The sequence below is a fragment of the Enterobacter cloacae complex sp. BZL2005 genome (genome assembly GCF_049238885.1).
GTDB lineage: Bacteria > Pseudomonadota > Gammaproteobacteria > Enterobacterales > Enterobacteriaceae > Enterobacter > Enterobacter roggenkampii.
In genome coordinates this window covers 118,661-144,784 of record NZ_JBMKGI010000004.1, presented here as the reverse complement: position 1 = coordinate 144,784, position 26,124 = coordinate 118,661, and the positions used below count along the sequence as shown (strand labels likewise).

The 26,124-nt window shown below is 55.7% G+C and carries 23 protein-coding genes, 1 pseudogene and 1 other annotated feature; of the genes and pseudogenes, 5 read left to right on the top strand and 19 right to left on the bottom strand.

The features are described from left to right. Positions 1 to 107: 107 nt before the first annotated feature. From lspA to ACOTXI_RS10265, 4 genes and pseudogenes are all read right to left on the bottom strand, one after another. Entirely contained in the window at positions 108 to 608 is a 501-nt protein-coding gene (gene lspA, locus ACOTXI_RS10280; RefSeq protein WP_008502034.1) for a signal peptidase II, read from the bottom strand. Beyond that, positions 608 to 3,424 (bottom strand): isoleucine--tRNA ligase, encoded by a 2,817-nt coding sequence (ileS, locus tag ACOTXI_RS10275; protein WP_008502035.1) that lies wholly within the window; start codon positions 3,422 to 3,424, stop codon positions 608 to 610. The genes lspA and ileS overlap by 1 nt, the downstream gene beginning before the upstream one ends. A gap of 45 nt (positions 3,425 to 3,469) precedes the next feature. Next, positions 3,470 to 4,396 carry a bifunctional riboflavin kinase/FAD synthetase gene (ribF, locus tag ACOTXI_RS10270; protein WP_058654225.1) on the bottom strand — a complete coding sequence of 309 codons (927 nt, stop codon included), beginning with the start codon at positions 4,394 to 4,396 and terminating at the stop codon, positions 3,470 to 3,472. Between the two features lie 7 nt (positions 4,397 to 4,403). Beyond that, positions 4,404 to 4,610 (bottom strand): annotated as a pseudogene (locus ACOTXI_RS10265) (DUF2575 domain-containing protein); the annotation flags it as partial. Between the two features lie 115 nt (positions 4,611 to 4,725). Between ACOTXI_RS10265 and rpsT the strand changes: the two are divergent. Then, positions 4,726 to 4,989 (top strand): 30S ribosomal protein S20, encoded by a 264-nt coding sequence (rpsT, locus tag ACOTXI_RS10260; protein WP_008502037.1) that lies wholly within the window; start codon positions 4,726 to 4,728, stop codon positions 4,987 to 4,989. Positions 4,990 to 5,048: 59 nt separating this feature from the next. On the opposite strand, the gene nhaR is transcribed toward rpsT, so the two are convergent. The 4 genes from nhaR to dnaK form a co-directional block, all read right to left on the bottom strand. Next, entirely contained in the window at positions 5,049 to 5,948 is a 900-nt protein-coding gene (gene nhaR / locus ACOTXI_RS10255; RefSeq protein ID WP_008502038.1) for a transcriptional activator NhaR, read from the bottom strand. Between the two features lie 58 nt (positions 5,949 to 6,006). Then, positions 6,007 to 7,182: a Na+/H+ antiporter NhaA gene (gene nhaA / locus ACOTXI_RS10250; protein ID WP_008502039.1), complete on the bottom strand. Its 1,176-nt coding sequence runs from the start codon at positions 7,180 to 7,182 to the stop codon at positions 6,007 to 6,009. A gap of 173 nt (positions 7,183 to 7,355) precedes the next feature. Next, complete coding sequence (gene dnaJ / locus ACOTXI_RS10245) at positions 7,356 to 8,501, bottom strand: molecular chaperone DnaJ (protein ID WP_008502040.1); 1,146 nt, start codon at positions 8,499 to 8,501, stop codon at positions 7,356 to 7,358. Positions 8,502 to 8,588: 87 nt separating this feature from the next. Then, positions 8,589 to 10,502, bottom strand: a complete 1,914-nt coding sequence (gene dnaK / locus ACOTXI_RS10240) for a molecular chaperone DnaK (protein WP_008502041.1) — start codon at positions 10,500 to 10,502, stop codon at positions 8,589 to 8,591. Positions 10,503 to 10,798: 296 nt separating this feature from the next. On the opposite strand from dnaK, the gene satP reads away from it, so the two are divergent. Next, on the top strand, positions 10,799 to 11,365 hold the full coding sequence (gene satP, locus ACOTXI_RS10235) for an acetate uptake transporter (RefSeq protein ID WP_008502042.1): 567 nt from the start codon (positions 10,799 to 10,801) through the stop codon (positions 11,363 to 11,365). Here the strand turns inward: satP and ACOTXI_RS10230 are convergent. The 3 genes from ACOTXI_RS10230 to tal form a co-directional block, all read right to left on the bottom strand. Beyond that, on the bottom strand, positions 11,342 to 12,664 hold the full coding sequence (locus ACOTXI_RS10230; protein WP_008502043.1) for an MFS transporter: 1,323 nt from the start codon (positions 12,662 to 12,664) through the stop codon (positions 11,342 to 11,344). The genes satP and ACOTXI_RS10230 overlap by 24 nt on opposite strands. Positions 12,665 to 12,786: 122 nt before the next feature. Beyond that, positions 12,787 to 13,374, bottom strand: coding sequence for a molybdopterin adenylyltransferase (gene mog, locus ACOTXI_RS10225; protein WP_008502044.1), 588 nt, complete (start codon positions 13,372 to 13,374; stop codon positions 12,787 to 12,789). Positions 13,375 to 13,484: 110 nt separating this feature from the next. After that, positions 13,485 to 14,438 carry a transaldolase gene (gene tal, locus ACOTXI_RS10220; RefSeq protein WP_008502045.1) on the bottom strand — a complete coding sequence of 318 codons (954 nt, stop codon included), beginning with the start codon at positions 14,436 to 14,438 and terminating at the stop codon, positions 13,485 to 13,487. Between the two features lie 262 nt (positions 14,439 to 14,700). On the opposite strand from tal, the gene ACOTXI_RS10215 reads away from it, so the two are divergent. Both ACOTXI_RS10215 and yaaA read left to right on the top strand, forming a co-directional pair. Further along, on the top strand, positions 14,701 to 16,131 hold the full coding sequence (locus tag ACOTXI_RS10215) for an alanine/glycine:cation symporter family protein (protein WP_021240561.1): 1,431 nt from the start codon (positions 14,701 to 14,703) through the stop codon (positions 16,129 to 16,131). Positions 16,132 to 16,197: 66 nt separating this feature from the next. Beyond that, entirely contained in the window at positions 16,198 to 16,971 is a 774-nt protein-coding gene (gene yaaA, locus ACOTXI_RS10210; RefSeq protein WP_008502047.1) for a peroxide stress protein YaaA, read from the top strand. 32 nt (positions 16,972 to 17,003) lie between these two features. Here the strand turns inward: yaaA and ACOTXI_RS10205 are convergent, their stop codons facing one another. From ACOTXI_RS10205 to yjjY, 7 genes are all read right to left on the bottom strand, one after another. Further along, positions 17,004 to 17,285, bottom strand: a complete 282-nt coding sequence (locus ACOTXI_RS10205) for a DUF2502 domain-containing protein (RefSeq protein WP_058654227.1) — start codon at positions 17,283 to 17,285, stop codon at positions 17,004 to 17,006. A gap of 308 nt (positions 17,286 to 17,593) precedes the next feature. Then, positions 17,594 to 18,880: a threonine synthase gene (thrC, locus tag ACOTXI_RS10200; protein WP_023345407.1), complete on the bottom strand. Its 1,287-nt coding sequence runs from the start codon at positions 18,878 to 18,880 to the stop codon at positions 17,594 to 17,596. A gap of 3 nt (positions 18,881 to 18,883) precedes the next feature. Then, positions 18,884 to 19,813: a homoserine kinase gene (thrB, locus tag ACOTXI_RS10195; protein ID WP_058654228.1), complete on the bottom strand. Its 930-nt coding sequence runs from the start codon at positions 19,811 to 19,813 to the stop codon at positions 18,884 to 18,886. A gap of 1 nt (position 19,814) precedes the next feature. Next, complete coding sequence (gene thrA, locus ACOTXI_RS10190) at positions 19,815 to 22,277, bottom strand: bifunctional aspartate kinase/homoserine dehydrogenase I (RefSeq protein ID WP_058654229.1); 2,463 nt, start codon at positions 22,275 to 22,277, stop codon at positions 19,815 to 19,817. A 24-nt stretch (positions 22,278 to 22,301) separates the two neighbouring features. Continuing rightward, positions 22,302 to 22,419: a sequence feature (Thr leader region), on the bottom strand. Further along, the gene (gene thrL / locus ACOTXI_RS10185; protein ID WP_015572623.1) at positions 22,358 to 22,426 is read right to left on the bottom strand and encodes a thr operon leader peptide; all 69 of its coding nucleotides are present in this window, start codon (positions 22,424 to 22,426) and stop codon (positions 22,358 to 22,360) included. (Overlaps the previous feature by 62 nt.) 211 nt (positions 22,427 to 22,637) lie before the next feature. After that, complete coding sequence (locus ACOTXI_RS10180; protein WP_008502053.1) at positions 22,638 to 23,324, bottom strand: tRNA/rRNA methyltransferase; 687 nt, start codon at positions 23,322 to 23,324, stop codon at positions 22,638 to 22,640. A 399-nt stretch (positions 23,325 to 23,723) separates the two neighbouring features. Then, complete coding sequence (gene yjjY / locus ACOTXI_RS10175; protein WP_085928893.1) at positions 23,724 to 23,864, bottom strand: protein YjjY; 141 nt, start codon at positions 23,862 to 23,864, stop codon at positions 23,724 to 23,726. A 95-nt stretch (positions 23,865 to 23,959) separates the two neighbouring features. Here yjjY and arcA point away from each other — a divergent pair, with 95 nt between their 5' ends. Then, positions 23,960 to 24,676, top strand: coding sequence for a two-component system response regulator ArcA (gene arcA, locus ACOTXI_RS10170; RefSeq protein WP_003856501.1), 717 nt, complete (start codon positions 23,960 to 23,962; stop codon positions 24,674 to 24,676). A 46-nt stretch (positions 24,677 to 24,722) separates the two neighbouring features. Here arcA and creD read toward each other — a convergent pair whose 3' ends face one another. Then, complete coding sequence (creD, locus tag ACOTXI_RS10165; protein ID WP_046091623.1) at positions 24,723 to 26,075, bottom strand: cell envelope integrity protein CreD; 1,353 nt, start codon at positions 26,073 to 26,075, stop codon at positions 24,723 to 24,725. Between the last annotated feature and the right edge of the window lie 49 nt (positions 26,076 to 26,124).

The following is a 26,124-nucleotide window of genomic DNA, read 5'->3' as shown; positions in this document are numbered from 1 at the left end:
CGCTTGTTTTGGGTCACCTGTTGCCCGGTGGCGCTACGCTTACCGGGCCTACGGGAAGCCACAAATTCTGTAGGCCGGGTAAGCGTAGCGCCACCCGGCATTGATGCTTACGCCTGCTCTTTCGCGGCCGGTTTAGGCAAGAAGCCTTCCAGCACGATTAACGCCGCACCGATGCAAATGGCGCTATCGGCGAGGTTAAAGGTCGCGAAGTGCCAGTCGCCGACGTAGAAGTCGATCATATCGACCACAAAGCCGTGCCACAGGCGATCAAACAGGTTGCCCAGCGCGCCGCCAATGATCAGCGCGTAGGCGATGTTATTCAGCTTTTGCGTTGCCTTCGAGCGGTACATCAGCACCGCCAGGATCACGCAGATACCGAGAGCGATACCCGCAAAGAACCAGCGCTGCCAGCCACCGCTGTCGGCAAGGAAACTGAACGCCGCACCGTAGTTGCGCGCGTAGTGCAGGTTAAGCGACGGGAACAGCGGCACCGTCTCCCCCAGAGCAAAGTTCTGGAGGATCAGGAACTTGCTGCCCAGATCGATAATCAGCACCACCACAACCAGCCACAGCCAGCGCAGTCCTGTTGAACAGAGAGTTTTACTCATCAGGCAAACTTACGTTTTTCGCCGTCACCGGCGACGTTGCTTACACAGCGTCCGCAGATGTCTGCGTGTTCCGCCACCTGACCGACATCGGTGGTGTAATGCCAGCAACGCGGGCATTTCTCACCGTCGGCTTTGCTCAGCGCGACTTTCAGTCCTTTGAGCAGTTCGCTCTGCTGAGCATCAGCAGACGCGTCAGCATAATCCGCAACTTTCGCACCGGAGGTCAACAGGACAAATCGTAATTCATCGCCCAGCGCCGTCAGCTTCGCCGCCAGCTCTGGCTCCGCGTACAGGGTCACCGCCGCTTCCAGAGAGCCGCCGACTTTCTTATCAGCACGCGCCTGCTCGATAACCTTGTTCACTTCGCCACGCACTTTCAGCAGCTCGTCCCAGAAGGCATCGTTCATCGCTTCGGTGCTGGAGAGATCGAACAGACCTTCGTACCATTCGCCGGTGAAGACATACTTCTCACGATCGCCCGGCAGGTAACCCCAGATTTCATCCGCGGTGAAGGACATGATCGGCGCCATCCAGCGTACCAGCGCTTCTGCGATATGGAACAGCGCGGTCTGGCAGCTACGACGCGCCACGCTGTCCGCTTTCGCGGTGTACTGGCGGTCTTTGATGATGTCGAGGTAGAACGAGCCCATCTCGATGGAGCAGAAGCGCATCAGGCGCTGCACCACTTCGTGGAAGTCATAAGACTCATAGGCCTTCAGGATATCTTCCTGCGCCGCTTTCGCGCAGCCTACCGCCCAGCGGTCCAGCACCACCATCTCTTCCGGTTTCACCATGTCTTTTGCCGGATCAAACCCGTTCAGGTTCGCCAGCAGGAAGCGCGCGGTGTTACGGATACGACGATAGCTGTCGGCAGCGCGTTTCAGGATCTCGTCAGACACCGCCATTTCGCCGGTGTAGTCGGTCGACGCCACCCACAGACGCAGAATGTCTGCGCCCAGCTTGTTCATCACATCCTGCGGAGAAACGGTATTACCGATAGATTTAGACATCTTACGGCCCTGACCATCCACGGTGAAGCCGTGAGTCAGTACCTGACGGTAAGGCGCTTTACCCTTCATGGCGGTAGAGATCATCAGAGATGACATGAACCAGCCGCGGTGTTGGTCAGACCCTTCCAGATACATATCGGCAGCGTGACCGGCAAACTCCGGACGCACGTCAACCACGGAGGAGTGGGTAGACCCGGAATCGAACCATACGTCCAGGGTATCCGGCACTTTCTCGTAGTTGTCAGCATCAGCGCCCAGGATGTCACGGGCGTCGAGATCCCACCACGCCTGGATGCCGTCAACTTCGACGCGCTTCGCCACTTCTTCCATCAGTTCCAGGGTGTTCGGGTGCAGCTCATGCGTCTCTTTATGCACGAACAGCGACATCGGCACGCCCCAGGTACGCTGACGGGAGATACACCAGTCAGGACGGTTAGCCACCATGGATTCGATACGCGCCTGGCCCCAGTCCGGGATCCACTGCACGCCTTTGATCTCTTTCAGAGACTGCTCGCGCAGGCCCTTCTGATCCATGCTGACGAACCACTGCGGGGTCGCACGGAAGATGATTGGCGTCTTGTGACGCCAGCAGCACGGATAGCTATGCTGCATTTTTTCAACGTGCAGCAGCGCGCCGCTGGTGCGCAGCATGTCGACAATAATGTCGTTCGCTTTGAAGACGTTGATGCCGTCCAGCGCCGGGTAGGTGCCAGGCAGGTAGGAGCCGTCCGGCCCCACCGGGTTAGCGATTTCCAGACCGTACTTCAGGCTGATGTTGTAGTCGTCAGGACCGTGGCCACCGGCGGTATGTACCGCACCGGTACCCGCGTCCAGCGTTACGTGGTCGCCCAGGATCGCCGGAACGTCGAAGTCCAGGAACGGGTGTTTGAAGCGCATCAGCTCCAGCGCGTCGCCTTTAACTGTGCCCAGCACGGTGTAATCGGCGATGTGCGCGCGCTTCAGCACACTTTCAACCAGATCTTTCGCCAGGATAACCGCCTGGCCGTCAATCTGCACCAGCGCGTATTCGAACTCACCGGATAGGGAGATCGCGCGGTTGGCTGGTAGGGTCCACGGGGTGGTGGTCCAGATCACCAGCGAGATCGGGCCGTTAACGGACGACACGCCAAATTTGGCTTTCACCGCATCCTGATCGACGGCATGGAAGGCTACGTCGATAGATGGAGAGGTTTTGTCGTAATACTCCACTTCCGCTTCTGCCAGCGCAGAACGGCAGTCCACGCACCAGTGCACCGGCTTCGCGCCTTTGTGAAGGTGGCCGTTACCGATGATTTTGCCCAGCGCACGGATGATGTTGGCTTCGGTTTTGAAGTCCATGGTCAGGTACGGATGCGACCAGTCGCCCAGTACGCCCAGACGGATGAAGTCAGCGCGCTGACCGTCAACCTGGGTGGCTGCGTATTCGCGGCACTTCGCACGGAACTCAGCGGCGGTGAATTTCTCACCAGGCTTGCCAAATTCCTGCTCAACTTTCAGCTCGATTGGCAGGCCGTGGCAGTCCCAGCCCGGAACGTAAGGCGAGTCATATCCCGCGAGTCCTTTGGACTTCACGATAATGTCTTTCAGAATCTTGTTTACAGAGTGACCAATATGAATGCTGCCATTCGCATAGGGAGGGCCATCATGCAGAATGAAGGTTTTTTTGCCTTTTTTGGCTGCACGAATGATGCCGTACAGGTCATCATCGGTCCAACGCGCCAGCATTCCCGGTTCACGCTTGGCGAGATCGCCGCGCATCGGGAACCCTGTTTCCGGCAAATTCAGGGTTGATTTATAGTCACTCATCAGATTCTCGGTTCCGTATTTATCACGTAGGCAGTTAAGCCGGGTTCAAAGCCCAAAAAACTCGCGGGCTGTTAATTCATCTCGCGCAATTTGCGCTTTGAGTTCATCCAGCGAACCAAATCGCTGCTCGTTGCGTATTTTTTTACGCAGTATCACATCTATATGGCGACCATACAGGTCCATTACAACGTCCAGCAGGTGCACTTCTAGCTGTTGACGCACACCGGCAACGGTCGGACGCGTGCCAATATTGGCGACGCCGTAGAACGGCTTATCGCCCAGTCCTGCCACTTCTACCGCATAGACCCCTTTAACCGGGGAAACCTGACGACGCAGCGGTATATTCGCCGTCGGGAAACCTATCGTGCGGCCCAGCGCATCGCCATGGACCACGCGACCAGAGATGGTGAACGGATGTCCCAGCAGGTTTTCTGCCGTATCCAGTTCATCGTTGGCCAGCGCCTGCCGCACTGCCGTGCTGCTGACGCGCACGCCGCCTTCACAGAAGGTCATCGCGCTGGTGACCTCAAAACCGTACTCCAGACCAGCCTTCTGTAATAGCAAGAAATCACCCTGACGACCAGCGCCAAAGCGGAAATCATCGCCCACGGCAAGAAACTGCACGCCAAGACGCTTCACCAGCAGGTCGCTGACGAAATTTTGTGCTGTCAGCGCGGCAAAGCGGCGATCGAAACGTACGCACAATACATAGTCCACGCCGGACTCAGCCAGATAGCGCAACTTCTCGCGCAGGCGTGTAAGACGGGCGGGAGATTTATCGCCCGCAAACAGCTCCAGCGGCTGCGGTTCGAAAATCATCACTACAACGGGCAGGCCGCGGGCCTCCCCTTCTTTACGCAATCCCTGCAACAGCGCCTGATGACCACGATGCACGCCGTCGAAATTACCAATGGTCAGCACGCACCCGTGCGGGGCTCTGCTGAGATTATGTATGCCGCGTATCAGCTTCATGTCTGGCTCAAAACAGTGAAAATCGCCAAAGTATACCTTGTACAGCGGTTAAGGTTAACCGGCGATTGTTCGTGCAAAACAGAAAGCCGTAATGATTTCATCAGGCTGACCTTTCGCAGCGAAAAAATCTGCTCGCGAACTGCGATTTTTATGCCGAAAAGCTGTATTCACGGACAACAAGCTGGTAGAATCCTGCGCCATCACTACGTAACGTAGCGTCGCCACATTAACGGCGCTTATTTGCACAAATCCATTGACAAAAGAAGGTATAGAGGGCATATTCCTCGGCCTTTGAATTGTCCACATAGATCATATTTGGGAGTTGGACCTTGGCTAATATCAAATCAGCTAAGAAACGTGCTATTCAGTCTGAAAAGGCTCGTAAGCACAATGCAAGCCGTCGCTCTATGATGCGTACTTTCATCAAGAAAGTATACGCAGCTATCGAAGCTGGCGACAAAGCTGCTGCGCAGAACGCATTTAACGAAATGCAACCAATCGTGGATCGTCAGGCTGCTAAAGGTCTGATCCACAAAAACAAAGCAGCGCGTCATAAAGCAAACCTGACCGCGCAGATCAACAAACTGGCTTAATCGCCGCTTGTTGTTGCTTGTTTTAAAAGAACCCGCTTAACGCGGGTTTTTTTATATCTTCAGATTGCCGGTGGCGTAAACAGCGCCGAGTAGTCACGGTTACAGATTCGCTGTACCGCCGGATGCTGAATCATCCTTTCAGCAAAGATGGCGTGATACTCCTCCATCACGTTATCCACTCTGCCTATCTCCGTAATCTTGTCGTCCGAATAGAGATCGTGCGCGTAGAGCGTCGGCGCAACGAAGATGGCGTTGTGCGCTTCACCAAAGGCTTTCATCAGCGCCGCATCGTCAAATTCGCCGAGGATTTCCACGTTCAGCCCCTGCGAGTTAAACCAGTTCAGGAGCTTGCGCCCCAGCATGGAACGTCTTCCCGGCACCAGCAGTCGACGCTCTTCCAGGCAGGCCGGGAAGGGTTTCTCCGGCGGCGGATTAATGCACCAGAAGCTCACGCCGCATTCCCCAATTTTCACCGAGAACAGCCCTTCCTGCTGCGTGGAGTCGATCGGACAATCCGAGATAATCATGTCCAGCTTGTGCTGGCTCAGCTGTTCCAGCAGCATCTCGTGAGTGGATTCAAAGCAGCGCAGGTGGATTTGCTCGTCTTCGACCACCGCCGCATCCAGCACGCCGCTCACCAGCCGTTTGGACAGCGCATCCGCCACGCCAACATCAAAGAGCAGGTTCGACTCTTTGCGGTAGTTGACGATATCCAGCATCTCCTGGCTAAGGGTAAACATTTTGTCCGCGTAGCGGAAAACCAACTCACCCAGCTCGCTGGGTTCAATCCCGCGCCCCTTACGCTTGAACAGCTTGCCCTGCAAACGTTCTTCCAGCGCCTTGATTTGCCCGGTGATGGTTTGCGGCGTCAGGTAGAGCGCCTCTGCAGCCCCGACCACCGAGCCCTGTCTATAGACGTGCCAGAAGTAGTAAAGATGGTTGTAATTCAAATGAGACATCGCGTCTTCGCTCCTTGAGTGTGTTTCGGGAGAAGGATCGCCTCCTCCCGGTGTTCCGTTATGCCTGGACGGCCTGTCCGGACAATTTCACCTTCAACAAGGTATAACCAATTACGGCGGCCAGTAATGACCCGATGAGAATGCCGAGTTTCGCCCAGACGATCAGCTCAGGCGCATGCGCGCCAAACGCCAGCGTCGAGATAAAGATCGACATCGTAAACCCTATTCCACACAGCACGCCGACGGCCATAATCTGCTTAAACGTGGTGCCGTGCGGCAATGACGCCAGCTTCAGTTTCGTCGCCAGCCAGCAAAAGAGGCTAATACCCAGCGGCTTACCGATAAACAGACCGGCAATAATGCCCAGCGGCAGCACGGACGTCAGCCCGTCCAGCGTCACGCCGCCCAGCGAAACCCCGGCATTGGCAAACGCAAACAGGGGCAGGATCATAAAGGCGACCCACGGGTGCAGCACATGCTCCAGCTGTTTGGCCGGCGACTTGCCGTTCTGCGGCTTAAGCGGCACGAAGAAGCCGACGATCACCCCAGCCAGCGTGGCGTGCACGCCGGATTTCAGCACCGCTGTCCACAGCACCATCCCCACGAGGATGTAGATACCGATGCGGCGCACATTAAAGATGTTCAGCAGCGCCAGCACCGCAATCGCTCCGGCAGCCACGCTCAGAGACAGGATCGACAGATCGCTGGTGTAGAACAGCGCGATAATCACAATGGCGCCAAGGTCATCGATGATCGCCAGCGCCATCAGGAAGATTTTCAGCGCAACCGGCACGCGGCTTCCCAGCAAGGCCAGCACCCCGAGCGCAAAGGCGATATCCGTCGCGGCCGGGATCGCCCAGCCGTGACGTGCAACCGGATCCTGCCAGGTGAACGCCAGGAAGAGCAGCGCCGGCACCACCATCCCACCGAGCGCGGCAATGACCGGGAACGCCGCGCGCTGGCGGCTGGCAAGCGAGCCCAGAACCAGCTCACGCTTAACTTCAAGCCCCACCAGCAGGAAGAACACCGCCATCAGCGCATCGTTGATCCACAGCAGCATGTTCTTGTTAATTTCCAGCGCCCCGACCTTCAGCTCAACGGGCGTTTCCAGAAATGCATGATAGAGATCCCGCGTGATGCCAAGATTAGCCAGCACCATCGCGGCCGCTGCGGCAATAATCAGGAGCACGCCACCGGACGCCTCACTGCTAAAGAAACGGTGTAGTAATTTCATTTAAGTTCTCTCTTTTACAACAATACCTCGATAAAACCATAATACCAAGCCAAATAGCTCGGCAAAAACAGATTAATATTGAGTATAGATTCACTTTTACCGAGCAATAACCGTAAATAAAAAAAGCCCGGAATCGCTTCCGGGCTTTTTGAAGATGAAAACCAGCTAACGGATTAGCGGGTCAAATCATCGAAGAATTTTTTGACGCCATCGAAGAAGCTTTTGGAACGCGGGCTGTTTTTCTCACCCGTCGGACCACCAAAGCTTTCCTGCAACTCTTTCAGCAGCTGTTTCTGCTTATCGTTCAGGCCAACCGGCGTTTCCACGACGACGCGGCACAGCAGGTCGCCCTGCGCACCACCGCGAACGGATTTAACGCCTTTCCCGCGCATGCGGAACAGCTTACCGGTCTGGGTCTCGCCCGGGATCTTCAGATTGACGCGACCATCCAGCGTCGGCACTTCGATTTCGCCGCCGAGAGCCGCCATCGCGAAGTTGATCGGCACTTCACAGTACAGGTTATTCCCTTCGCGCTCGAAGATAGCGTGCTGTTTCACCTGCACCTGAACGTACAGATCGCCTGCCGGTGCGCCGTGTTCACCAGCTTCACCCTCACCCGCCAGACGGATGCGGTCGCCCGTATCCACGCCAGCCGGGATTTTAACGGACAGGGTCTTGGTTTTCTCAACGCGACCGTGGCCGTGGCATTTGGTGCACGGATCTTTAATCAGCGTACCGCGACCGTGACAGTGAGGGCAGGCCTGCTGTACCGCGAAGAAGCCCTGACGCATCTGGACCTGACCGGAGCCGTGACAGGTTGGACAGGTCTGCGGCTGAGTACCCGCTTTCGCGCCGCTGCCGTGGCAGACGTCACACTCTTCCAGCGTCGGAATACGGATCTCTTTGGTAACACCGCGAACGGCCTCTTCCAGCGTCAGATCCATGTTGTAGCGCAGATCCGCGCCGCGCGCCGCGCGCTGACGACCACGCCCACCGCCGAAGATGTCGCCGAAGACATCGCCAAAGATATCGCTGAAGTCGGCACCGCCGCCAAAGCCGCCGCCACCGAATCCACCGCCGCCCATGCCGCCCTGTTCAAAGGCTGCGTGACCGTACTGGTCATAGGCTGCACGTTTTTGTGCATCGGTCAGGACTTCGTAGGCTTCTTTGATCTCTTTAAATTTGGCTTCAGCCTCTTTGTCACCCTGATTACGGTCCGGGTGGAATTTCATGGCCAGGCGCTTATACGCCTTTTTGATTTCACGCTCTTCCGCAGTTTTCGGAACGCCTAAAATCTCGTAATAGTCTTGCTTTGCCATTGGTTTTTTTAAGCCCCTTAACATGCGAGCACGGGCGTGGAGAGTTCTCCTACGCCCGTGCCGATTAATTACCCTGCATCAGGGCGATTATTTTTTATCTTTAACTTCTTCGAACTCAGCGTCGACAACGTCGTCGTCTTTCGCATTGTTCGCCGAAGCGTCAGCGCCCGCCTGCTGTTGAGCGTGCTGCTGCTGAGCGATTTCCATCAGCTTCTGAGAAGCCTGTGCCAGTTCCTGCATCTTCGCTTCGATGTCCGCTTTATCTTCACCTTTCAGTGAGGATTCCAGCGCACTCAGTGCAGCTTCGATAGCAGTCTTGTCTTCCGCTGGCAGTTTATCGCCTGCTTCTTCAACCTGCTTACGGGTGCTGTGCAGCAGATGGTCACCCTGGTTGCGGGTCTGAACCAGCTCTTCGAACTTACGGTCGGATTCCGCGTTAGCTTCGGCATCGCGAACCATTTTTTCGATTTCCGCTTCGTTCAGACCAGAAGATGCCTTGATGGTGATCTTCTGCTCTTTACCGCTGTTTTTGTCTTTCGCAGACACGTGCAGGATACCGTCAGCATCGATGTCGAAGGTGACTTCGATCTGTGGCATGCCGCGCGGTGCCGGGTTAATACCGTCCAGGTTGAACTGACCCAGAGATTTGTTATCCGCCGCACGCTTACGCTCACCCTGCAGCACATGGATGGTTACCGCAGACTGGTTGTCTTCAGCGGTAGAGAACACCTGGCTGTGCTTGGTTGGGATGGTGGTGTTTTTGTTGATGAGCGCAGTCATCACACCGCCCATGGTTTCGATACCCAGAGACAGCGGGGTAACGTCCAGCAGCAGTACGTCTTTCACTTCACCGGTCAGTACGCCACCCTGAACCGCAGCACCGATAGCCACTGCTTCGTCCGGGTTAACGTCTTTACGTGGCTCTTTACCAAAGAACTCAGCCACTTTCTTCTGCACCATTGGCATACGGGTCTGGCCACCAACGAGGATAACGTCGTTGATATCAGACACGGACAGGCCAGCGTCCTGCAGAGCAACTTTCAGCGGCTCGATAGAACGGTTCACCAGGTCTTCTACCAGGCTTTCCAGTTTCGCACGGGTCACTTTGATGTTCATGTGTTTAGGACCGGTCGCGTCTGCAGTGATGTACGGCAGGTTCACGTCGGTCTGCTGAGCGGAAGACAGTTCGATCTTCGCTTTCTCAGCGGCTTCTTTCAGGCGCTGCATAGCCAGCGGGTCGTTACGCAGGTCAATGCCCTGATCTTTCTTGAACTCGTCAACGAGGTAGTTGATCAGACGGGTATCGAAGTCTTCACCACCCAGGTGGGTATCACCGTTGGTTGCCAGAACTTCGAAGGTTTTTTCGCCGTCAACTTCGTCGATTTCGATAATAGAGATATCGAAGGTACCACCACCCAGGTCGTAAACCGCGATAGTACGGTTGCCGACTTCTTTATCCAGACCGTAAGCCAGAGCAGCCGCGGTTGGTTCGTTGATGATACGTTTTACTTCCAGACCTGCGATACGGCCAGCATCTTTGGTTGCCTGACGCTGAGCATCGTTGAAGTATGCAGGAACGGTGATAACAGCTTCAGTTACCGGCTCACCCAGGTAATCTTCCGCGGTTTTCTTCATTTTTTTCAGCACTTCAGCAGAAATCTGCGGTGGTGCCGTTTTGGTGCCTTTCACATCAAGCCATGCATCGCCGTTATCTGCCGCGATGATTTTGTAAGGCATGATGGAAACGTCACGCTGAACTTCTTCGTCCTGGAAGCGGCGACCGATCAGGCGTTTAATCGCAAACAGAGTGTTTTGCGGGTTTGTCACTGCCTGACGTTTAGCCGGCTGACCAACCAGAGTTTCACCGTCCTGGGTATAAGCAATGATAGAAGGCGTGGTGCGATCGCCCTCGGCGTTCTCCAGCACGCGTGCAGTAGTGCCATCCATAATCGCTACACAAGAGTTGGTAGTACCCAGGTCGATACCAATAATTTTACCCATCTAAACGTCTCCACTAAAAATTCAGTCAACATGTGGTTGTGTACCTGTAATAAGGGCAGAACGTGCTTTTTCAACTGCCCAGATTTGATTTTTTTCAGGTCCACACACTGCGGTTGACTACAAGATGGGGTCGCGACGGCATCCATCAAGGGGCAAGCATAAAAAAAATTTTAATTTCACCCTGATGAGATCATAGACGCCATCGATTGCGCCCATTATGATGCCGCGCCCCGTCAGGGAGAACTGACGCGGGTTTAACCATTTCACCATATTAATGATGATTTTTTTGAGGACTTATGGGCAACACTAAGTTGGCTAATCCGGCTCCGCTGGGCCTGATGGGTTTTGGCATGACCACTATTCTGCTGAACCTGCACAATATCGGGATGTTCCCGATGGATGGCATCATCCTGGCGATGGGCATTTTTTATGGCGGTATCGCGCAAATCTTTGCGGGCCTGCTGGAATATAAGAAAGGCAATACCTTCGGCTTAACCGCCTTCACCTCTTACGGTTCTTTCTGGCTGACCCTGGTCGCCATTCTGCTGCTGCCTAAAATGGGCATGGCAGACGCGGCAAACGCCCACTTCCTGGGCGTCTACCTGGGCCTGTGGGGCGTCTTCACCCTGTTCATGTTCTTCGGTACTCTGAAAGGCAACCGCATGCTGCAGTTCGTCTTCCTGAGCCTGACCGTGCTGTTTGCCCTGCTGGCAATCGGTCACCTGGTGGATAACGAAGGCATCGTTCACGTTGCCGGCTGGATTGGTCTGGTTTGCGGCGCAAGCGCTATCTACCTGGCAATGGGTGAAGTGCTGAACGAGCAGTTTGACCGCACCGTGCTACCGATTGGTGAAAAACACTGATCCCTCTGTCGTGCCCGCCTGGCGGGCACGACATCCCCCCGCCTGACGAAGCCAAAATCCCAATACCAGCCCCATCACCGACAGCGCCAGCACGTACCAGGCCGGAGCCATGGGAGACACGCCCATCAGGACCGTCACCGCAATCGGCGTCAGCCCACCGAAAATGGCATACGACACGTTGTAGGAAAATGAGATCCCGGTGAAGCGAACCTCCGGCGGGAACGCGCGCACCATGACGTAAGGCACCGCGCCGACAACGCCCACGCACAGCCCTACCACGCCGTACAGCAGGAACAACTGTTCAGGATGGCTGCCTGCCAGATGGTAAAACGCCCAGCTTGAAGCGGCCAGTAACAGGCTGCCGACAATAAAGGTAACGCTGGCCCCGAAACGATCTGCCGCCAGCCCGGCGGCCAGACAGCCAAAGCAGAGCATGATTGTCGCGATACTGTTCGCCTGTAGCGTCACGGCTGGGGCGAAACCGTACTGCTTTTGCAGCCACACCGGAGACATCAATATCACCACCACAATCCCGGCCGAGAGTAGCCAGGTGAGCAGCATCGACACCACCACCGCCTTTTTATGACGTACCACAACCGCCTTCACCGGCAGCTCCTGCGCCAGCGCTTTACGCTGCTGCATCTCGAGGAAAATCGGTGTCTCCTGCAGCCAGCGGCGCAGGTACATCGCCACCAGGCCAAACGCCCCGCCCAGCAGGAACGGAATACGCCAACCCCAGTCGTGTACGGCCTGCTGCGTCATGCTGGTATTCACAATGGTGGCGACCACCGAGCCGAGCAGGATCCCGATGGTCAGCCCCGCGGTTAAGGTTCCACAGGCGATACCAATGCGGCGCGCCGGAACATGCTCTGCGACAAACACCCACGCGCCCGGCACTTCACCGCCAATCGCCGCGCCCTGAAGCACGCGCATCAGCAACAGCAGCAGCGGCGCGAGAATGCCCATCGAGGCATAGGTGGGCAGCAGACCAATGGCCAGCGTGGGGACCGCCATCAGCAGGATGCTGAGGGTAAACATCTTTTTACGCCCGACCAGATCGCCAAAGTGGGCCATAATAATGCCGCCCAGCGGACGCGCCAGATACCCGGCAGCAAAAATGCCGAAGGTTTGCACCTGACGCAGCCACTCCGGTATATCTGCCGGGAAGAAGAGCTCCCCCACTACGGCAGCGAAGAAGACGAAGATAATGAAGTCGTAAAACTCCAGCGCACCGCCTAAGGCCGCGAGCGTGAGGGTTTTGTAGTCCTGTCGATTCAGAGGTCGGGTGTTATGTGACATAGCGAACCATTATGCGTGTATTGTGGATTTATTTTTACAGCAATCGTAAAGAAAAAATTACTATACCGTAAAACCGTTACCACGCTATCGCCGCTTCAGCTTATGTCACATATTGATTAATTTCAGGAGATTGTTTCGCGACGCGCGTTTTTAGGACGAAAAGCTGCTACCACTTTCTCATCGGTTTCGACATACGGGCCGTCAAGCAGCTGTATACAATACGGTACACTTGCAAAGATGCCGTGAACGATGACGCTGCCGTCTTCCGCTTTTAGCCCTTCCAGCGTCTCTTTGATCGACTTCGGCTGGCCCGGCAGGTTCAGAATCAACGCCTGCTTGCGGATCACCCCTACCTGGCGGGAAAGAATGGCCGTCGGGACAAAGTGTAGACTGATCTGGCGCATCTGTTCGCCGAAGCCCGGCATTTCACGATCGGCAATCGCCAGCGTCGCGTCCGGCGTCACATCACGGCGCGCGGGCCCGGTTCCGCCGGTGGTTAACACCAGGTGACAGCTCATCTCATCCACCAGCTCACACAGGGTCTGCTCGATAATCGGCTGTTCGTCGGGAATCAGGCGAGTCTGGATCTCAAACGGGGTAGTCAGTGCACTGGCCAGCCACGCTTCCAGAGCGGGGATGCCTTTATCCTGGTAAACACCGCTGGAGGCGCGGTCAGAAATCGACACTAAGCCGATGCGTAAGGTATTCATATCCATTCCATTCAAAGAGTACTGATTAAAGGGAATGATACACGCAGAGAGGAAATTCAGACAGGGTACGAAAGCAGTCGCGTGACCGGGAGCCCGGTCACGCGGAATGATTACAGCAGGTCGCCGATCATTTTTTCCAGTTTTTCCTGGTCAACAGCAAACTTACGGATACCGTCCGCCAGTTTGTCTACGGCCATTGGATCCTGGTTGTGCTGCCACAGGAACTCGGATTCAGTGATGCGCTCTGGGCGTGCTTTCACTTCACCGGTGTAGGACAGTTTACGCTCCAGAGTACCTTCGCTTTCAGCCAGCTCTTTCAGCAGTGCAGGCGCGATGGTCAGGCGGTCACAGCCAGCCAGCTCGATGATTTCACCGACGTTACGGAAGCTTGCGCCCATAACCACAGTCTCATAGCCATGCTGTTTGTAGTATTCGTAGATTTCAGTCACAGAAATCACGCCTGGATCTTCAGCCGGTGCGTACTCTTTCTTATCGGTGTTGGCTTTGTACCAGTCCAGAATACGACCCACGAACGGAGAAATCAGGTATACGCCAGCTTCTGCACATGCACGCGCCTGTGCGAAGGAGAACAGCAGGGTCAGGTTACAGTTGATACCCTCTTTTTCCAGCTGCTCTGCCGCGCGGATACCCTGCCAGGTAGAAGCCAGTTTGATCAGGATACGATCGTTGCTGATGCCCGCATCGTTGTACAGTTTGATCAGACGTTTTGCTTTCGCGATAGACGCTTCGGTGTCGTAGGAGAGACGCGCGTCCACTTCGGTAGAGATACGGCCCGGAACCAGTTTCAGGATCTCCAGACCGATGTTCACGGCCAGTTTATCAGTAGCGTCCACAACCTGCTGCGCGCGGTCGTTGCTCTGCGCTTTCGCCCAGGTCACAGCCTCGTCAATCAGTTTGCGATACTCAGGGATCTGTGCGGCGTTAAGGATCAGAGAAGGGTTAGTTGTGGCATCCTGCGGCTGGTACAGCTTCATTGCCGCGATATCTCCGGTGTCAGCTACGACAGTGGTGAACTGACGAAGGGAGGTCAATTTATCCGTCATGATAGTGTTTCTCTTTTAACGTGCCCTGGATAATTCACGCTACCGACAGCATGCCTGCAGCGGAAAAATGACAGGTTTACTTGTTAGGGGGATGTAACCGGTCTGCCCTGATGATAACACGACGGAGGGGTAGCGCAACCGCAGACAGTGCGCTTAGGCAGAGTATGATAAACTCAGAATATTAACAGGCTGCTAAGCAACAGCATGCCCAATCAGTGGTAGCGCTTACATATTCACGTTGGCATCAACAAGAGGGACGTTAATGCCTGATTTCTTTTTCTTTATTAACGAAGTCCTCTGGGGTTCGATAATGATTTACCTGCTTCTGGGAGCAGGTATTTGGTTTACGCTACGCAGTGGGTTTATCCAGTTTCGCTATATTCGCAAGTTTGGCAGAAGTCTGAAAAACAGCGTCACGCCCCAGCCGGGCGGATTAACGTCGTTTCAGGCGCTCTGTACCAGCCTTGCGGCACGCCTGGGTAGCGGGAATCTGGCGGGGGTAGCACTGGCCATCAGCGCCGGTGGGCCAGGCGCGGTCTTCTGGATGTGGATGACGGCACTTCTCGGTATGGCCACCTCCTTTGCCGAAAGTTCGCTTGCGCAACTCTACAAAGAGAAAGATAAGCGCGGCCAGTTTCGCGGTGGTCCAGCCTGGTACATGGCGCGTGGCCTGGGGATGCGCTGGATGGGCGTCCTGTTCTCGCTTTTTTTACTGCTCGCGTACGGTCTTATTTTTAATACCGTCCAGGCGAACTCGGTCGCCCATGCCATGCGCTATGCCTTCTCCTGCCCCGAGTGGCTCGCGGGTCTCGCTTTAGCTTCGATCGTTCTGCTTACCATTTCATTCGGTCTCAAGGGTATCGCTCGCCTGATGCAGTGGCTGGTACCCATTATGGCGCTGCTCTGGGTTGCCGCGAGCCTGTTCGTCGCCGCACTGCATCTCGACCAGGTGCCGGGCGTGCTTGCCACCATCGTCAAAAGCGCCTTTGGCTGGCGCGAAGTGGCTTCCGGCGCGCTGGGCTACACCTTCAGCCAGGCGCTGATGGCGGGTTTTCAGCGGGGCATGTTCTCCAATGAAGCCGGTATGGGGTCAACCCCCAATGCGGCAGCCGCCGCCTCTTCCTGGCCGCCACACCCGGCCGCACAAGGTATTGTGCAGATGATTGGCGTCTTTACCGATACCATTATTATCTGTTCCGCCAGCGCCATGATTTTGCTGCTGGCAGGCCCCGTACCCCACGCGTCGGGAACCGTCGGGATACAGCTTCTTCAGCAGGCGCTGGTGACCCTGACCGGCGGCTGGGGAGCCGGATTTGTCTCGCTCATCCTGATCTTATTTGCCTTCAGCTCGATAGTGGTGAATTACCTCTACGCCGAAAATAACCTTATTTTCCTGAAACTCGACTCCCGCGCCGCGATCGGAACTCTGCGTCTGGGGGTTATCCTGATGGTGGTAGCAGGCTCCCTGCTCAGTATGCCGCTGGTCTGGCAACTGGCCGATATCATTATGGCGCTGATGGCAATCACTAACCTCACGGCGATCCTGCTGCTCTCGCCCGTGGTGACCCTGATTGCCAGAGACTATCTGCGTCAGCGCAAACTCGGCGTTCCGCCGGTCTTTGATCCCGCCCGCTATCCCGATATCAAGGCGCAGCTTGCCCCCGGCACGTGGGATGATTTGCCACGGCAATAACAGCTATCGATCAATTCAGGGCGATTTTTTGCTAAAGTCGCTCTAAATTTCCTGCAAGGACTGGATATGCTGATTCTGATTTCACCTGCAAAAACGCTCGACTACCAGAGCCCGCTCGCCACCGAGCGCTATACCCAGCCTGAACTGCTGGACTACTCGCAACAGCTGATCCGCGAAGCGCGTAAGCTCTCTGCGCCGCAAATCGCCTCGCTGATGAGCATCAGCGACAAGCTGGCCGATTTGAACGCGACCCGCTTTCACGAGTGGCACCCGGATTTCACCCCTGCCAACGCTCGCCAGGCGATTCTGGCGTTTAAAGGCGATGTGTACACCGGCCTGCAGGCGGAAGATTTTAGCGAAGCCGATTTTGATTTTGCCCAGCAGCATCTGCGCATGCTGTCGGGCCTGTACGGCGTACTGCGCCCGCTGGATCTGATGCAGCCTTATCGTCTGGAGATGGGGATTCGCCTGGAGAATGCCAAAGGCAAAGATCTGTACCATTTCTGGGGCGATATCATTACCGATAAGCTGAATGCGGCGCTGCGCGCGCAGGGCGATAACGTGGTGATTAACCTGGCATCCGATGAATACTACAAGTCGGTGAAGCCGAAAAAACTGGATGCCGACATCATCAAGCCGGTATTCCTCGACGAGAAAAACGGCAAGTTCAAAGTGATCAGCTTCTACGCCAAGAAAGCGCGCGGTCTGATGAGCCGCTACATCATTCAGAACCGCCTGACGAAGCCGGAGCAGCTAACCGCCTTCAACAGCGAAGGCTATTTCTTTGACGAGGCGTCGTCAGGGAAAGGCGAGCTGGTATTTAAGCGCCACGAGCAGTAAAAACAAACCCCGCCCGCTGGCGGGGTTTTGCATTAGTAGTGTTTCCAGTCCGGACCTGGACGGCGATCGTCATGATGGTGGTCACGCTCGCGATGCTCATCGTGAGGACGCCAGCGGTTATCGCGCCAGTCATAATGCGCCTTCCACCAGTCATGGTCGCGCCAGCGGCCACCGTCCCAGTAGTGCCCGTTATTATCCCGGTCGCCAATCTGCAGTTTGACCGCAGGTACGAGGGTAATTTCAGATGCCTGAACCGCCATGGGAGCGACCAGCATCAGTGAAAGCGCAATCAGCGCAGGTTTCAGTTTTGACATCGGTGACTCCTTATTATCGTTGCCCAACGTGGGCCGTTGTAAGGAGATTACGCGAGGGGAACGGGGGATGTTATTCTCTGCAATCCTAAACGCTAAGTGACCGCATTTATTGGGAATTTCTGCTTTTTCCCTGCTATTTTTCTCCTTAATTTCTTCACAAAAAAAGCCGGGTGGCGCTTCGCTTACCCGGCCTACGGTTTGTTCGTCTTTGTTGGCCCGGTAAGGCGAAGCCGCCACCGGGCAACACAATCACGCACGCGTCATCATCAGTTGTAGGTCGGGTAAGGCGTAGCCGCACCCGACAAAAATCACGCGCGGGTCATCATCAGCTTACGCAGCGCCGCAAAGTCCGCCGGCAGCTCATGGGACAGCAGCGGCAGATCGGCACGCTCGGCCAGTTCTTTCGGCAGCGGCAGCGTTTCGCCCAGGATCGCTTCCACGCTCTCTTTGAACTTCGCCGGATGTGCGGTTCCCAGGAACAGGCCGTATTCACCCGGATTAAGCTGATCGCGCAGCGCGCGGTAAGCAATCGCCGCGTGCGGTTCAGAGGTATACCCCACCGCCTTCAGCTCGCGCATGGTGGATTTGGTGGTTTCATCCGTTACCGCAGCATAGCCCAGGTCACCCAGGCGCCAGATCTTACGGCGGAACAGCTCTTCCACGCGCGGCCAGTTGTTCGGCTGAGACACATCCATCGCATTGGAGAGGGTCGCCTGCGTGGCGTTCGGCGCCCACTTCCCGTCTTTCAGGAAGCGCGGCACGGTGTCATTGGCGTTGGTGGCGGCGATAAAGCGTTTCACCGGCAGACCCAGGGATTTCGCCAGCAGGCCAGCCGTCAGGTCACCGAAGTTACCGCTCGGCACGGAGATCACCAGCTGGTTACGCGCGTCCTGCGGCAGCTGCGCCACCGCTTCGAAGTAGTAGCAGATCTGCGCCAGCAGACGGCTGATGTTGATGGAGTTGGCGGAGTTCAGACCCAGCGCCACCTTCAGCTCTTCGTCGTCGAAGGCCTGCTTGACCAGCGCCTGGCAGGCATCGAAATCGCCGTCAATTGCCACGGTTTCAATGTTGCCGCCGAGGGTGCAGAACAGTTTCTCCTGCAGCGGGCTGATTTTGCCTTTCGGATAGAGGATCACCACGCGGACGTTTTTCAGGCCGTAGAACGCGTGGGCGACCGCCGCGCCGGTATCCCCGGAGGTCGCGGTCAGTATGGTCACCGGCTTGTCGCCACTGATGTGGGTCAGCATCTGCGCCATAAAGCGGCCGCCGAAGTCTTTGAACGCCAGCGTCGGACCGTGGAACAGCTCCAGGCAGCCAACATCAGGCTCAACCTGCTGAACCGGCGCCGGGAACGCGAATGCCGCGCGTACGCGCTCTTCCAGCAGCTCCTGCGGAATTTCATCGCCGATAAACGCGGACAGAATTTTGGTGCTGCGGGTGACAAAATCCTGCTTCAGCAGGTCATCAATCTCGGTCAGCTGGAATTCCGGCAGGTCATGCGGGAAGAACAGCCCCTGATTTTTGCCCAGACCCTGAGTCACCGCCTGCGCGAAGCTGACCTGCTCGTTATGATCTTTAAGGTTGTAGAGTTTCATTAATTATCCCAGTACTCGTGCGCCAGCCGTGTCCAGACGGCAAATATGAACAAAGCCTTCCTGATTTTGCAGGTAGTGTTTAGAGAGCCAGTCCGCCACGCGCTGCGCAGTGTTAGGCTTGTCGCACAGGGCGAACAGCGTCGGGCCGGAGCCGGAGATGCCACACGCCTGCGCGCCGATATCCATGGACGCCTGTCGCGCCTCGTTAAAGCCGGGCAGCAGCTTCGTGCGATACGGCTCGGCAATGACATCCTTCATCAGTTTGGCCGCCAGCTGCGGCTGACGGGTGTAGCAGGCGTGGATAAAGCCCGCCAGATGACGCCCGTGGGCGATACAGTCCTGACGGCGATACTGCGCGGGCAGGATCGCACGCGCTTCCGCGGTTGATACCTTGATACCCGGATAGGCCAGCACCCACAGCCATTCATCAAACCCTGGCACCTGCTGGCTGATGATGCCATTTTCTTCGATCATCAGCTGCATGCCGCCGAGGAAGCATGGCGCGACGTTATCATAATGAATGCTGCCGGAGATACGCCCTTCCAGCTCGCCCATTAAGGCAAGCAGGCGGTTGTTGTTCAGCGGCTTGCCGCAGTGCTCGTTCATCGCTACCAGCGCGGCGACCACCGAGCAGGCGCTGGAACCCAGCCCGGAGCCAATCGGCATACTTTTTTCCAGCGTCATGGCAACCGGCACGTTTTTACCGATCTCCTGACAGAAACGCTCCCAGCACTGATAGACGATATTCTCGCGTGGCTCAGACGGCAGTTTGCTGGCGAAGCGGCCTACGTTATTCAGGCTGAAGCTGTCTGCCGCTTCCACCGTCACCGTATCGCCCAGCAGCGAACCGTCCACCGGCGTCACCGCCGCACCCAGCACGTCAAATCCGACGCTCATATTCGCGCTGGAAGCCGGGGCATAAACTTTGACCATGTTAAACTCCTAACTTCCATGACAGGGTACGCAGCAGATCGGCAAAGACACCCGCCGCCGTAACATCGTTCCCTGCGCCATAGCCGCGAAGCACCAGCGGCAGTGGCTGATAATAGTGGCTGTAAAACGCGAGGGCGTTTTCGCCGTTTTTGACTTTGTACAGCGGGTCGTTGCCATCCACTTCGGCAATCTTCACCCGGCACACGCCATCTTCTTCAATGTTGCCAACATAGCGCAATACCTTACCTTCATCACGGGCTTTCGCCACGCGGGCGGCAAACGCGTCGTCAAGCTGCGGCAGCCTGGCCATAAAGGCGCTGACGTCACCGCTGCTGTCAAATTCTGCCGGCAGGACCGGCTCAATCACAATGTCGGAAAGCTCAAGCTCACGGCCCGTTTCGCGCGCGAGGATCAGCAGCTTGCGCGCCACGTCCATACCGGAAAGGTCGTCACGCGGATCCGGCTCGGTATAGCCCAGCTCGCGCGCGGCGCGGGTGGCCTCCGAGAGGCTCATCCCCTCATCCAGCTTGCCGAAGATAAACGACAGCGATCCGGAGAGAATGCCGGAGAAACGCTGCAGCTCATCGCCCGCGTTAAGCAGGTTCTGCAGGTTCTCGATAACCGGCAGGCCTGCCCCCACGTTGGTGTCGTAGAGGAACTTGCGGCGCGACTTGCTCGCCGCCAGACGCAGCTGGTGATAGTAATCCATCGACGAGGTGTTGGCCTTTTTGTTCGGCGTCACCACGTGGAAACCTTCGCGCAGGAAGTCCGCGTACTGGTCGGCCACCGCCTGGTTCGAGGTACAGTCGACGATGACCGGGTTAAGCAGATGATACTCTTTTACCAGACGGATCAGGCGACCCAGGTTGAACGGCTCTTTTGCCTCATTCATCTCGGCCTGCCAGTTTTCCAGGTTCAGGCCGTGGACGTTGGTCAGCAGCGCTCTGGAATTCGCGATCCCGCAGACGCGCAGGTCGATGTGTTTCTTCTTAAGCCATTCCTGCTGACGCTTCACCTGCTCCAGCAGCGCGCCGCCGACGCCGCCCAGGCCAATCAGGAACAGCTCGATGACCTGATCGGTGTTGAACAGCATCTGGTGAACCACACGAACGCCGGTGGTGGCATCGTCGTTATCCACAACAACAGAAATTGAACGCTCTGACGAGCCCTGGGCAATCGCCACGATATTGATATTGGCGCGCGCCAGCGCGGCAAAGAATTTGGCGGAGATACCGCGCAGGGTGCGCATACCGTCGCCCACCACGGAGATGATCGCCAGACGCTCCTGAATCGCGAGCGGCTCCAGCAATTCTTCTTTCAGCTCCAGATAGAACTCTTCCTCCAGCGCGCGGCGGGCGCGAAGGCAGTCAGCCTGCGGCACGCAGAAGCTGATGCTGTACTCGGAGGAAGACTGGGTGATCAGCACCACCGAAATACCGTTGCGGGACATGGCCGCAAACACGCGTGCCGCCATGCCGACCATCCCTTTCATCCCCGGACCCGAGACGCTGAACATCGCCATGTTGTTCAGGTTGGAGATGCCTTTCACCGGCAGTCCGTCCTCATCGGTACTCGCGCCAATCAGCGTACCCGGCGCCTGCGGGTTACCGGTGTTTTTAATCAGGCAAGGGATCTGGAACTGGGCAATCGGGGAGATGGTACGCGGGTGAAGTACTTTGGCGCCGAAGTAGGAAAGCTCCATCGCTTCCTGGTACGACATCGACTTCAGCAGCCTGGCGTCCGGTACCTGGCGCGGATCGCAGGTATACACGCCGTCAACATCAGTCCAGATCTCACAACAGTCCGCGCGTAAGCAGGCGGCCAGCACGGCGGCGGAGTAGTCGGAACCGTTACGGCCCAGCACCACCAGCTCGCCCTTCTCGTTACCGGCGGTGAAGCCTGCCATCAGGATCATGTGGTCAGCGGGAATTTTGCTGGCGGCGATACGGCGGGTTGATTCGGCAATATCAACGGTGGATTCGAGGTAGTGGCCCACCGCCAGCAGTTTTTCAACGGGATCGATCACGGTCACGCTATGGCCGCGCGCTTCCAGCACGCCGGCCATGATGGCGATAGAGAGTTTTTCACCGCGACAAATCAGCGCTGCATTGATGCTGTCCGGGCACTGACCGAGAAGGCTGATGCCGTGCAGGACATGTTTAATTTGCGCGAATTCTTGTTCAACAAAAGACTTCAGCTGCGCATGCGGGAAGCCAGGCAGCGCTTCTGCCAGGCCTTGCAGTAAGTCAGCGAAGATACGCTCTGCGTCGCTGATGTTCGGAAGTGCATCCTGACCACCGATGGTTTTTTCAATCATCGCCACCAGATGGTTCGTGATTTTTGCCGGGGCAGAGAGCACGGTCGCAACCTGCCCCTGCCTGGCGTTGCTTTCCAGGATATCGGCAACACGCAGAAAACGTTCTGCATTTGCCACTGATGTACCGCCGAACTTCAACACTCGCATGGTTCTACCTCGTTTCCTTTAGCCGAAAAAAAAGCCCGCACTGTTCAGGTGCGGGCTTTTTTCTGTTTTTCCTGTACGCGTCAGCCCGCATCGTTACCAGTGGTAATGATGATGGTTGTGGTAATGGTGGTGATGCTGATGCGTTTCATGGATGTTGTGTACTCTGTCATTATTATCTGTCTGTGCTGTCTTCTTTTAGGGTTAAAGGATCGGGCCCCTTAAGTCAATGGATTTTTAATTTGATCACATTTTGGGAGACTCTCAGGTCCCGCTGCGTGCCGCTTTATTTTCATCCGATTACCCCAAACGCAACCCGTTCAGACAGACTTATTCGCCATAGTAAAAACTTATGGCAGTATTTTACTCGGCCAATTTTTTTTCAATATCGTGCAGCAAACGGTGCAACATGGCGGTGTCCCGTTGCTCAAGACGACCAAGACGCTGCTGCAGCCAGTCGGCCATTTTCTGATCGTCCGCGACGCCAAGGCTCGATAACAGCCCCTGCACGCGAGTTCGCAGCGCGGCCAGCTGATTTTCATTTGCCGCTTCTGGCTGAGGTTGAGGGATTTGCATTAGGGAGGCTAATTGATAGCAATAGACCATGACCGCCTGGCCCAAATTCAGGGAAGGATAATCGGCCACCATCGGCGCACCGGTAAGAACGTCCGCCAATTCCAGCTCTTCGTTGGTTAATCCGGAATCTTCACGTCCAAATACCAGCGCGGCTTTCTCCAGCCACTGGCTTTTCTCTTCGAGCATGGGTACCAGTTCAGCAGGCGTGGCGTAATAGTGGAACTTCGCCCGGCTGCGCGCGGTGGTTGCAACGGTAAACGAAATGTCATGCAGCGCGTCGGCAAGCGTAGCGTAAGTGGTTATATTATCGAGAATATCTCCCGAACCGTGCGCCACCCACCGGGCGGCTGGCTCCAGATGGGCCGTGCTGTCCACAATACGTAAATCGGTAAAACCCATGGTCTTCATCGCACGCGCCGCTGCGCCTATATTTTCTGCTCTGGCTGGTGCAACCAGTACAATCGACAGATGCATTTATGCTCTCTTTTTAATCAGTTAGCCGGTAAAAATGTGATGCACTTCAACATATTACGCAGCGCGAATTTACAAAATTGCAACACAAATCACCGAAATAGCGTTTCATAACAAATTAAAAACGCTAAACTATTCTGTGTCTGAACAATCAGTTAGAATGTTAACAGAACACTATTATCCCTATGTTTTATAATGATAATAGTAACATGAATACTCTATTCTGATTGGATTCGCTTCGTTTATAAATCAATGTCCGCAACTAGTTGGTTTATTGAAAAATTGTGACAAAGGCTAGCATTCGGCTACGATGATTTCATCAAACTGTTAACGTGCTACAATTGAACTTGATATATGTCAACGAAGCGTAGTTTTATTGGGTGTCTGGTGTCACTTAGCCTGTTATGTTGCTGTTAAAATGGTTAGGATGACAGCCGTTTTTGACACTGTCGGGTCCAAAGGGAAAGTACCCAAGACCAAGCTAATGATGTTGTTGACGTTGATGGAAAGTGCATCAAGAACGCAATTACGTACTTTAGTCACGTTAAGCCGATCATGTTAATTTGCGACATGCATCAGGCAGGTCAGGGACTTTTGTACTTCCTGTTTCGATTTAGTTGGCAATTTAGGTAGCAAACATGCAGACCCCGCACATTCTTATCGTTGAAGACGAGTTGGTAACACGCAACACGTTAAAGAGCATTTTCGAAGCAGAAGGCTACGATGTCTTTGAAGCGACCGATGGCGCAGAGATGCATCAGATCCTTTCTGAAAATGATATCAACCTGGTGATCATGGATATTAACCTGCCGGGCAAAAACGGTCTTCTTCTGGCGCGCGAACTGCGCGAGCAGGCGAACGTCGCGTTAATGTTCCTGACGGGTCGTGACAACGAAGTTGATAAAATTCTTGGCCTGGAAATCGGTGCGGATGATTACATCACCAAGCCGTTCAACCCTCGCGAGTTAACCATTCGTGCACGCAACCTGCTGTCCCGCACCATGAACCTGGGCACGGTCAGCGAAGAGCGTCGTAGCGTCGATAGCTACAAATTCAACGGCTGGGAACTTGATATCAATAGCCGTTCGCTGATTAGCCCGAACGGCGAGCAGTATAAACTGCCGCGCAGTGAATTCCGCGCGATGCTGCACTTCTGCGAAAACCCGGGCAAGATCCAGTCCCGTGCAGAGCTGCTGAAGAAAATGACCGGCCGTGAGCTGAAGCCGCACGACCGTACCGTAGACGTCACCATCCGTCGTATTCGTAAGCACTTCGAATCTACGCCAGATACGCCGGAAATCATCGCCACGATCCACGGCGAAGGGTACCGTTTCTGCGGTGACCTGCAGGAGTAATCCCGCAGTTAACGCAATAAAAAACGGCGCATTTGCGCCGTTTTTTTTATTTCCAGATCCGCATCGTATCGTCATCCGGCGATGCAGGTGGCTCAGGCCGCTTCGGCTGTGAAAGTGAATACCAGTCGAGATGTCGGGTCAGGTACATCACGGCGAACAGTGCCAGCGCCAGCACCGCTGACCCCAACAGCAGCGCGCTATCCTCCGAGCGCAGCAAGAACCACATCACCACGTCCAGCCCCAGCAGGGCCAGCACGAACAGCCCGCTACGCTTCCAGCTTTTCAGCACAGCCCGCAGGTACATCCCGTTCATCGCCGCGCCAACCAGACTTGCAACAACCCAGGCTGGCGTAAAGCCGACGTGTTCTGACAGCGCCAACAGCACCAGATAGAACAGCACCAGCGACAGCCCCACCAGCAGATACTGCATCGGGTGCAGGCGCAGCCCGGTCAGAGTTTCGAAAACAAAGAAGGCCATAAACGTCAGCGCAATCAGTAAAATAGCGTACTTTATCGCCCGGTCAGTCAGTTGATACTGATCGGCGGGCGTGGCCACCGTGACGCTGAAAGCGGGGATCGACTCCCACGCCGGAGATTCACTGCCGTTGAACCAGCTCTCAAGGTTGTTCGCAAACCAGCTGCTCTGCCAGTTCGCCTGGAAACCGGAATCACCAATTTTGTGCTTCACCGGCAGATAGTTACCCATAAAGCCTGGATGTGGCCAGTTGCTGTTCAGCGCCATTTCACTGTTACGCCCCACAGGCACCACGGCAAAACTTCCCGTCCCTGCCAGATTCAGCGACATCTCCATGACAAACGTTTTTGGCTCCAGCGCTTTGTCCGTCAGCGGGATATGAATCCCGGAAAGCCCCCCATACACGCCTGAACCCGGCTCTACGCCCAGCGTCTCACCGTTGATACTGGAGACGTTCACCGTGCCAATACCGCGAGCGTCGCCCACGCCAACAACGATAAACGGCTGCCCCAGGGTCATCGCCTCCCCTTTCAGCTGCGTGATTTTTTCGGTGTTGAACCGCGCTTTTATGTTGAGTTTAGTGTTCCAGATCTGCCCGTCATAAATACCGATATTTCGGGACTCAACGTGCTGGTTACCCTCAACCAGCAGAGACTCCGGCAGGATAAAGCGCATATAACTTTTCTTGTATTCGACTTTCTTCTCATCCTCTAACTTGTAGAAGATCTCCGTCACCGGGATAGCAATCAGCGGGCCGACCAGTTTTTGCGGTCCACTGGTACTCTGGCGAAGCGTATTTTCGACATCGTTACGGTAGCTTTCACGCTCTGAAATGAGGTTACTCACCATAAACAGCGGAACTAACAGCAGCAGAATGCACCCCAGCAGGGTGCTGACTTTCCAGAACAGGGGGGATTTCATCATTACGTCTCCTTTGTGATGAGGAGAGCGTAACCAGGCTGTGTGGGGGCAG

What these genes read in the sequence shown, in the direction of transcription:
- lspA (WP_008502034.1), bottom strand. Translation starts at nt 608, where the DNA reads ATGAGTAAAACTCTCTGTTCAACAGGACTGCGCTGGCTGTGGCTGGTT.
- dnaJ (WP_008502040.1), bottom strand. Translation starts at nt 8,501, where the DNA reads ATGGCAAAGCAAGACTATTACGAGATTTTAGGCGTTCCGAAAACTGCG.
- thrA (WP_058654229.1), bottom strand. Translation starts at nt 22,277, where the DNA reads ATGCGAGTGTTGAAGTTCGGCGGTACATCAGTGGCAAATGCAGAACGT.
- yaaA (WP_008502047.1), top strand. Translation starts at nt 16,198, where the DNA reads ATGCTGATTCTGATTTCACCTGCAAAAACGCTCGACTACCAGAGCCCG.
- mog (WP_008502044.1), bottom strand. Translation starts at nt 13,374, where the DNA reads ATGAATACCTTACGCATCGGCTTAGTGTCGATTTCTGACCGCGCCTCC.
- nhaR (WP_008502038.1), bottom strand. Translation starts at nt 5,948, where the DNA reads ATGTCTCATTTGAATTACAACCATCTTTACTACTTCTGGCACGTCTAT.
- arcA (WP_003856501.1), top strand. Translation starts at nt 23,960, where the DNA reads ATGCAGACCCCGCACATTCTTATCGTTGAAGACGAGTTGGTAACACGC.
- creD (WP_046091623.1), bottom strand. Translation starts at nt 26,075, where the DNA reads ATGATGAAATCCCCCCTGTTCTGGAAAGTCAGCACCCTGCTGGGGTGC.
- ileS (WP_008502035.1), bottom strand. Translation starts at nt 3,424, where the DNA reads ATGAGTGACTATAAATCAACCCTGAATTTGCCGGAAACAGGGTTCCCG.
- thrC (WP_023345407.1), bottom strand. Translation starts at nt 18,880, where the DNA reads ATGAAACTCTACAACCTTAAAGATCATAACGAGCAGGTCAGCTTCGCG.
- thrB (WP_058654228.1), bottom strand. Translation starts at nt 19,813, where the DNA reads ATGGTCAAAGTTTATGCCCCGGCTTCCAGCGCGAATATGAGCGTCGGA.
- nhaA (WP_008502039.1), bottom strand. Translation starts at nt 7,182, where the DNA reads ATGAAATTACTACACCGTTTCTTTAGCAGTGAGGCGTCCGGTGGCGTG.
- ACOTXI_RS10215 (WP_021240561.1), top strand. Translation starts at nt 14,701, where the DNA reads ATGCCTGATTTCTTTTTCTTTATTAACGAAGTCCTCTGGGGTTCGATA.
- satP (WP_008502042.1), top strand. Translation starts at nt 10,799, where the DNA reads ATGGGCAACACTAAGTTGGCTAATCCGGCTCCGCTGGGCCTGATGGGT.
- ribF (WP_058654225.1), bottom strand. Translation starts at nt 4,396, where the DNA reads ATGAAGCTGATACGCGGCATACATAATCTCAGCAGAGCCCCGCACGGG.
- ACOTXI_RS10205 (WP_058654227.1), bottom strand. Translation starts at nt 17,285, where the DNA reads ATGTCAAAACTGAAACCTGCGCTGATTGCGCTTTCACTGATGCTGGTC.
- dnaK (WP_008502041.1), bottom strand. Translation starts at nt 10,502, where the DNA reads ATGGGTAAAATTATTGGTATCGACCTGGGTACTACCAACTCTTGTGTA.
- tal (WP_008502045.1), bottom strand. Translation starts at nt 14,438, where the DNA reads ATGACGGATAAATTGACCTCCCTTCGTCAGTTCACCACTGTCGTAGCT.
- ACOTXI_RS10180 (WP_008502053.1), bottom strand. Translation starts at nt 23,324, where the DNA reads ATGCATCTGTCGATTGTACTGGTTGCACCAGCCAGAGCAGAAAATATA.
- ACOTXI_RS10230 (WP_008502043.1), bottom strand. Translation starts at nt 12,664, where the DNA reads ATGTCACATAACACCCGACCTCTGAATCGACAGGACTACAAAACCCTC.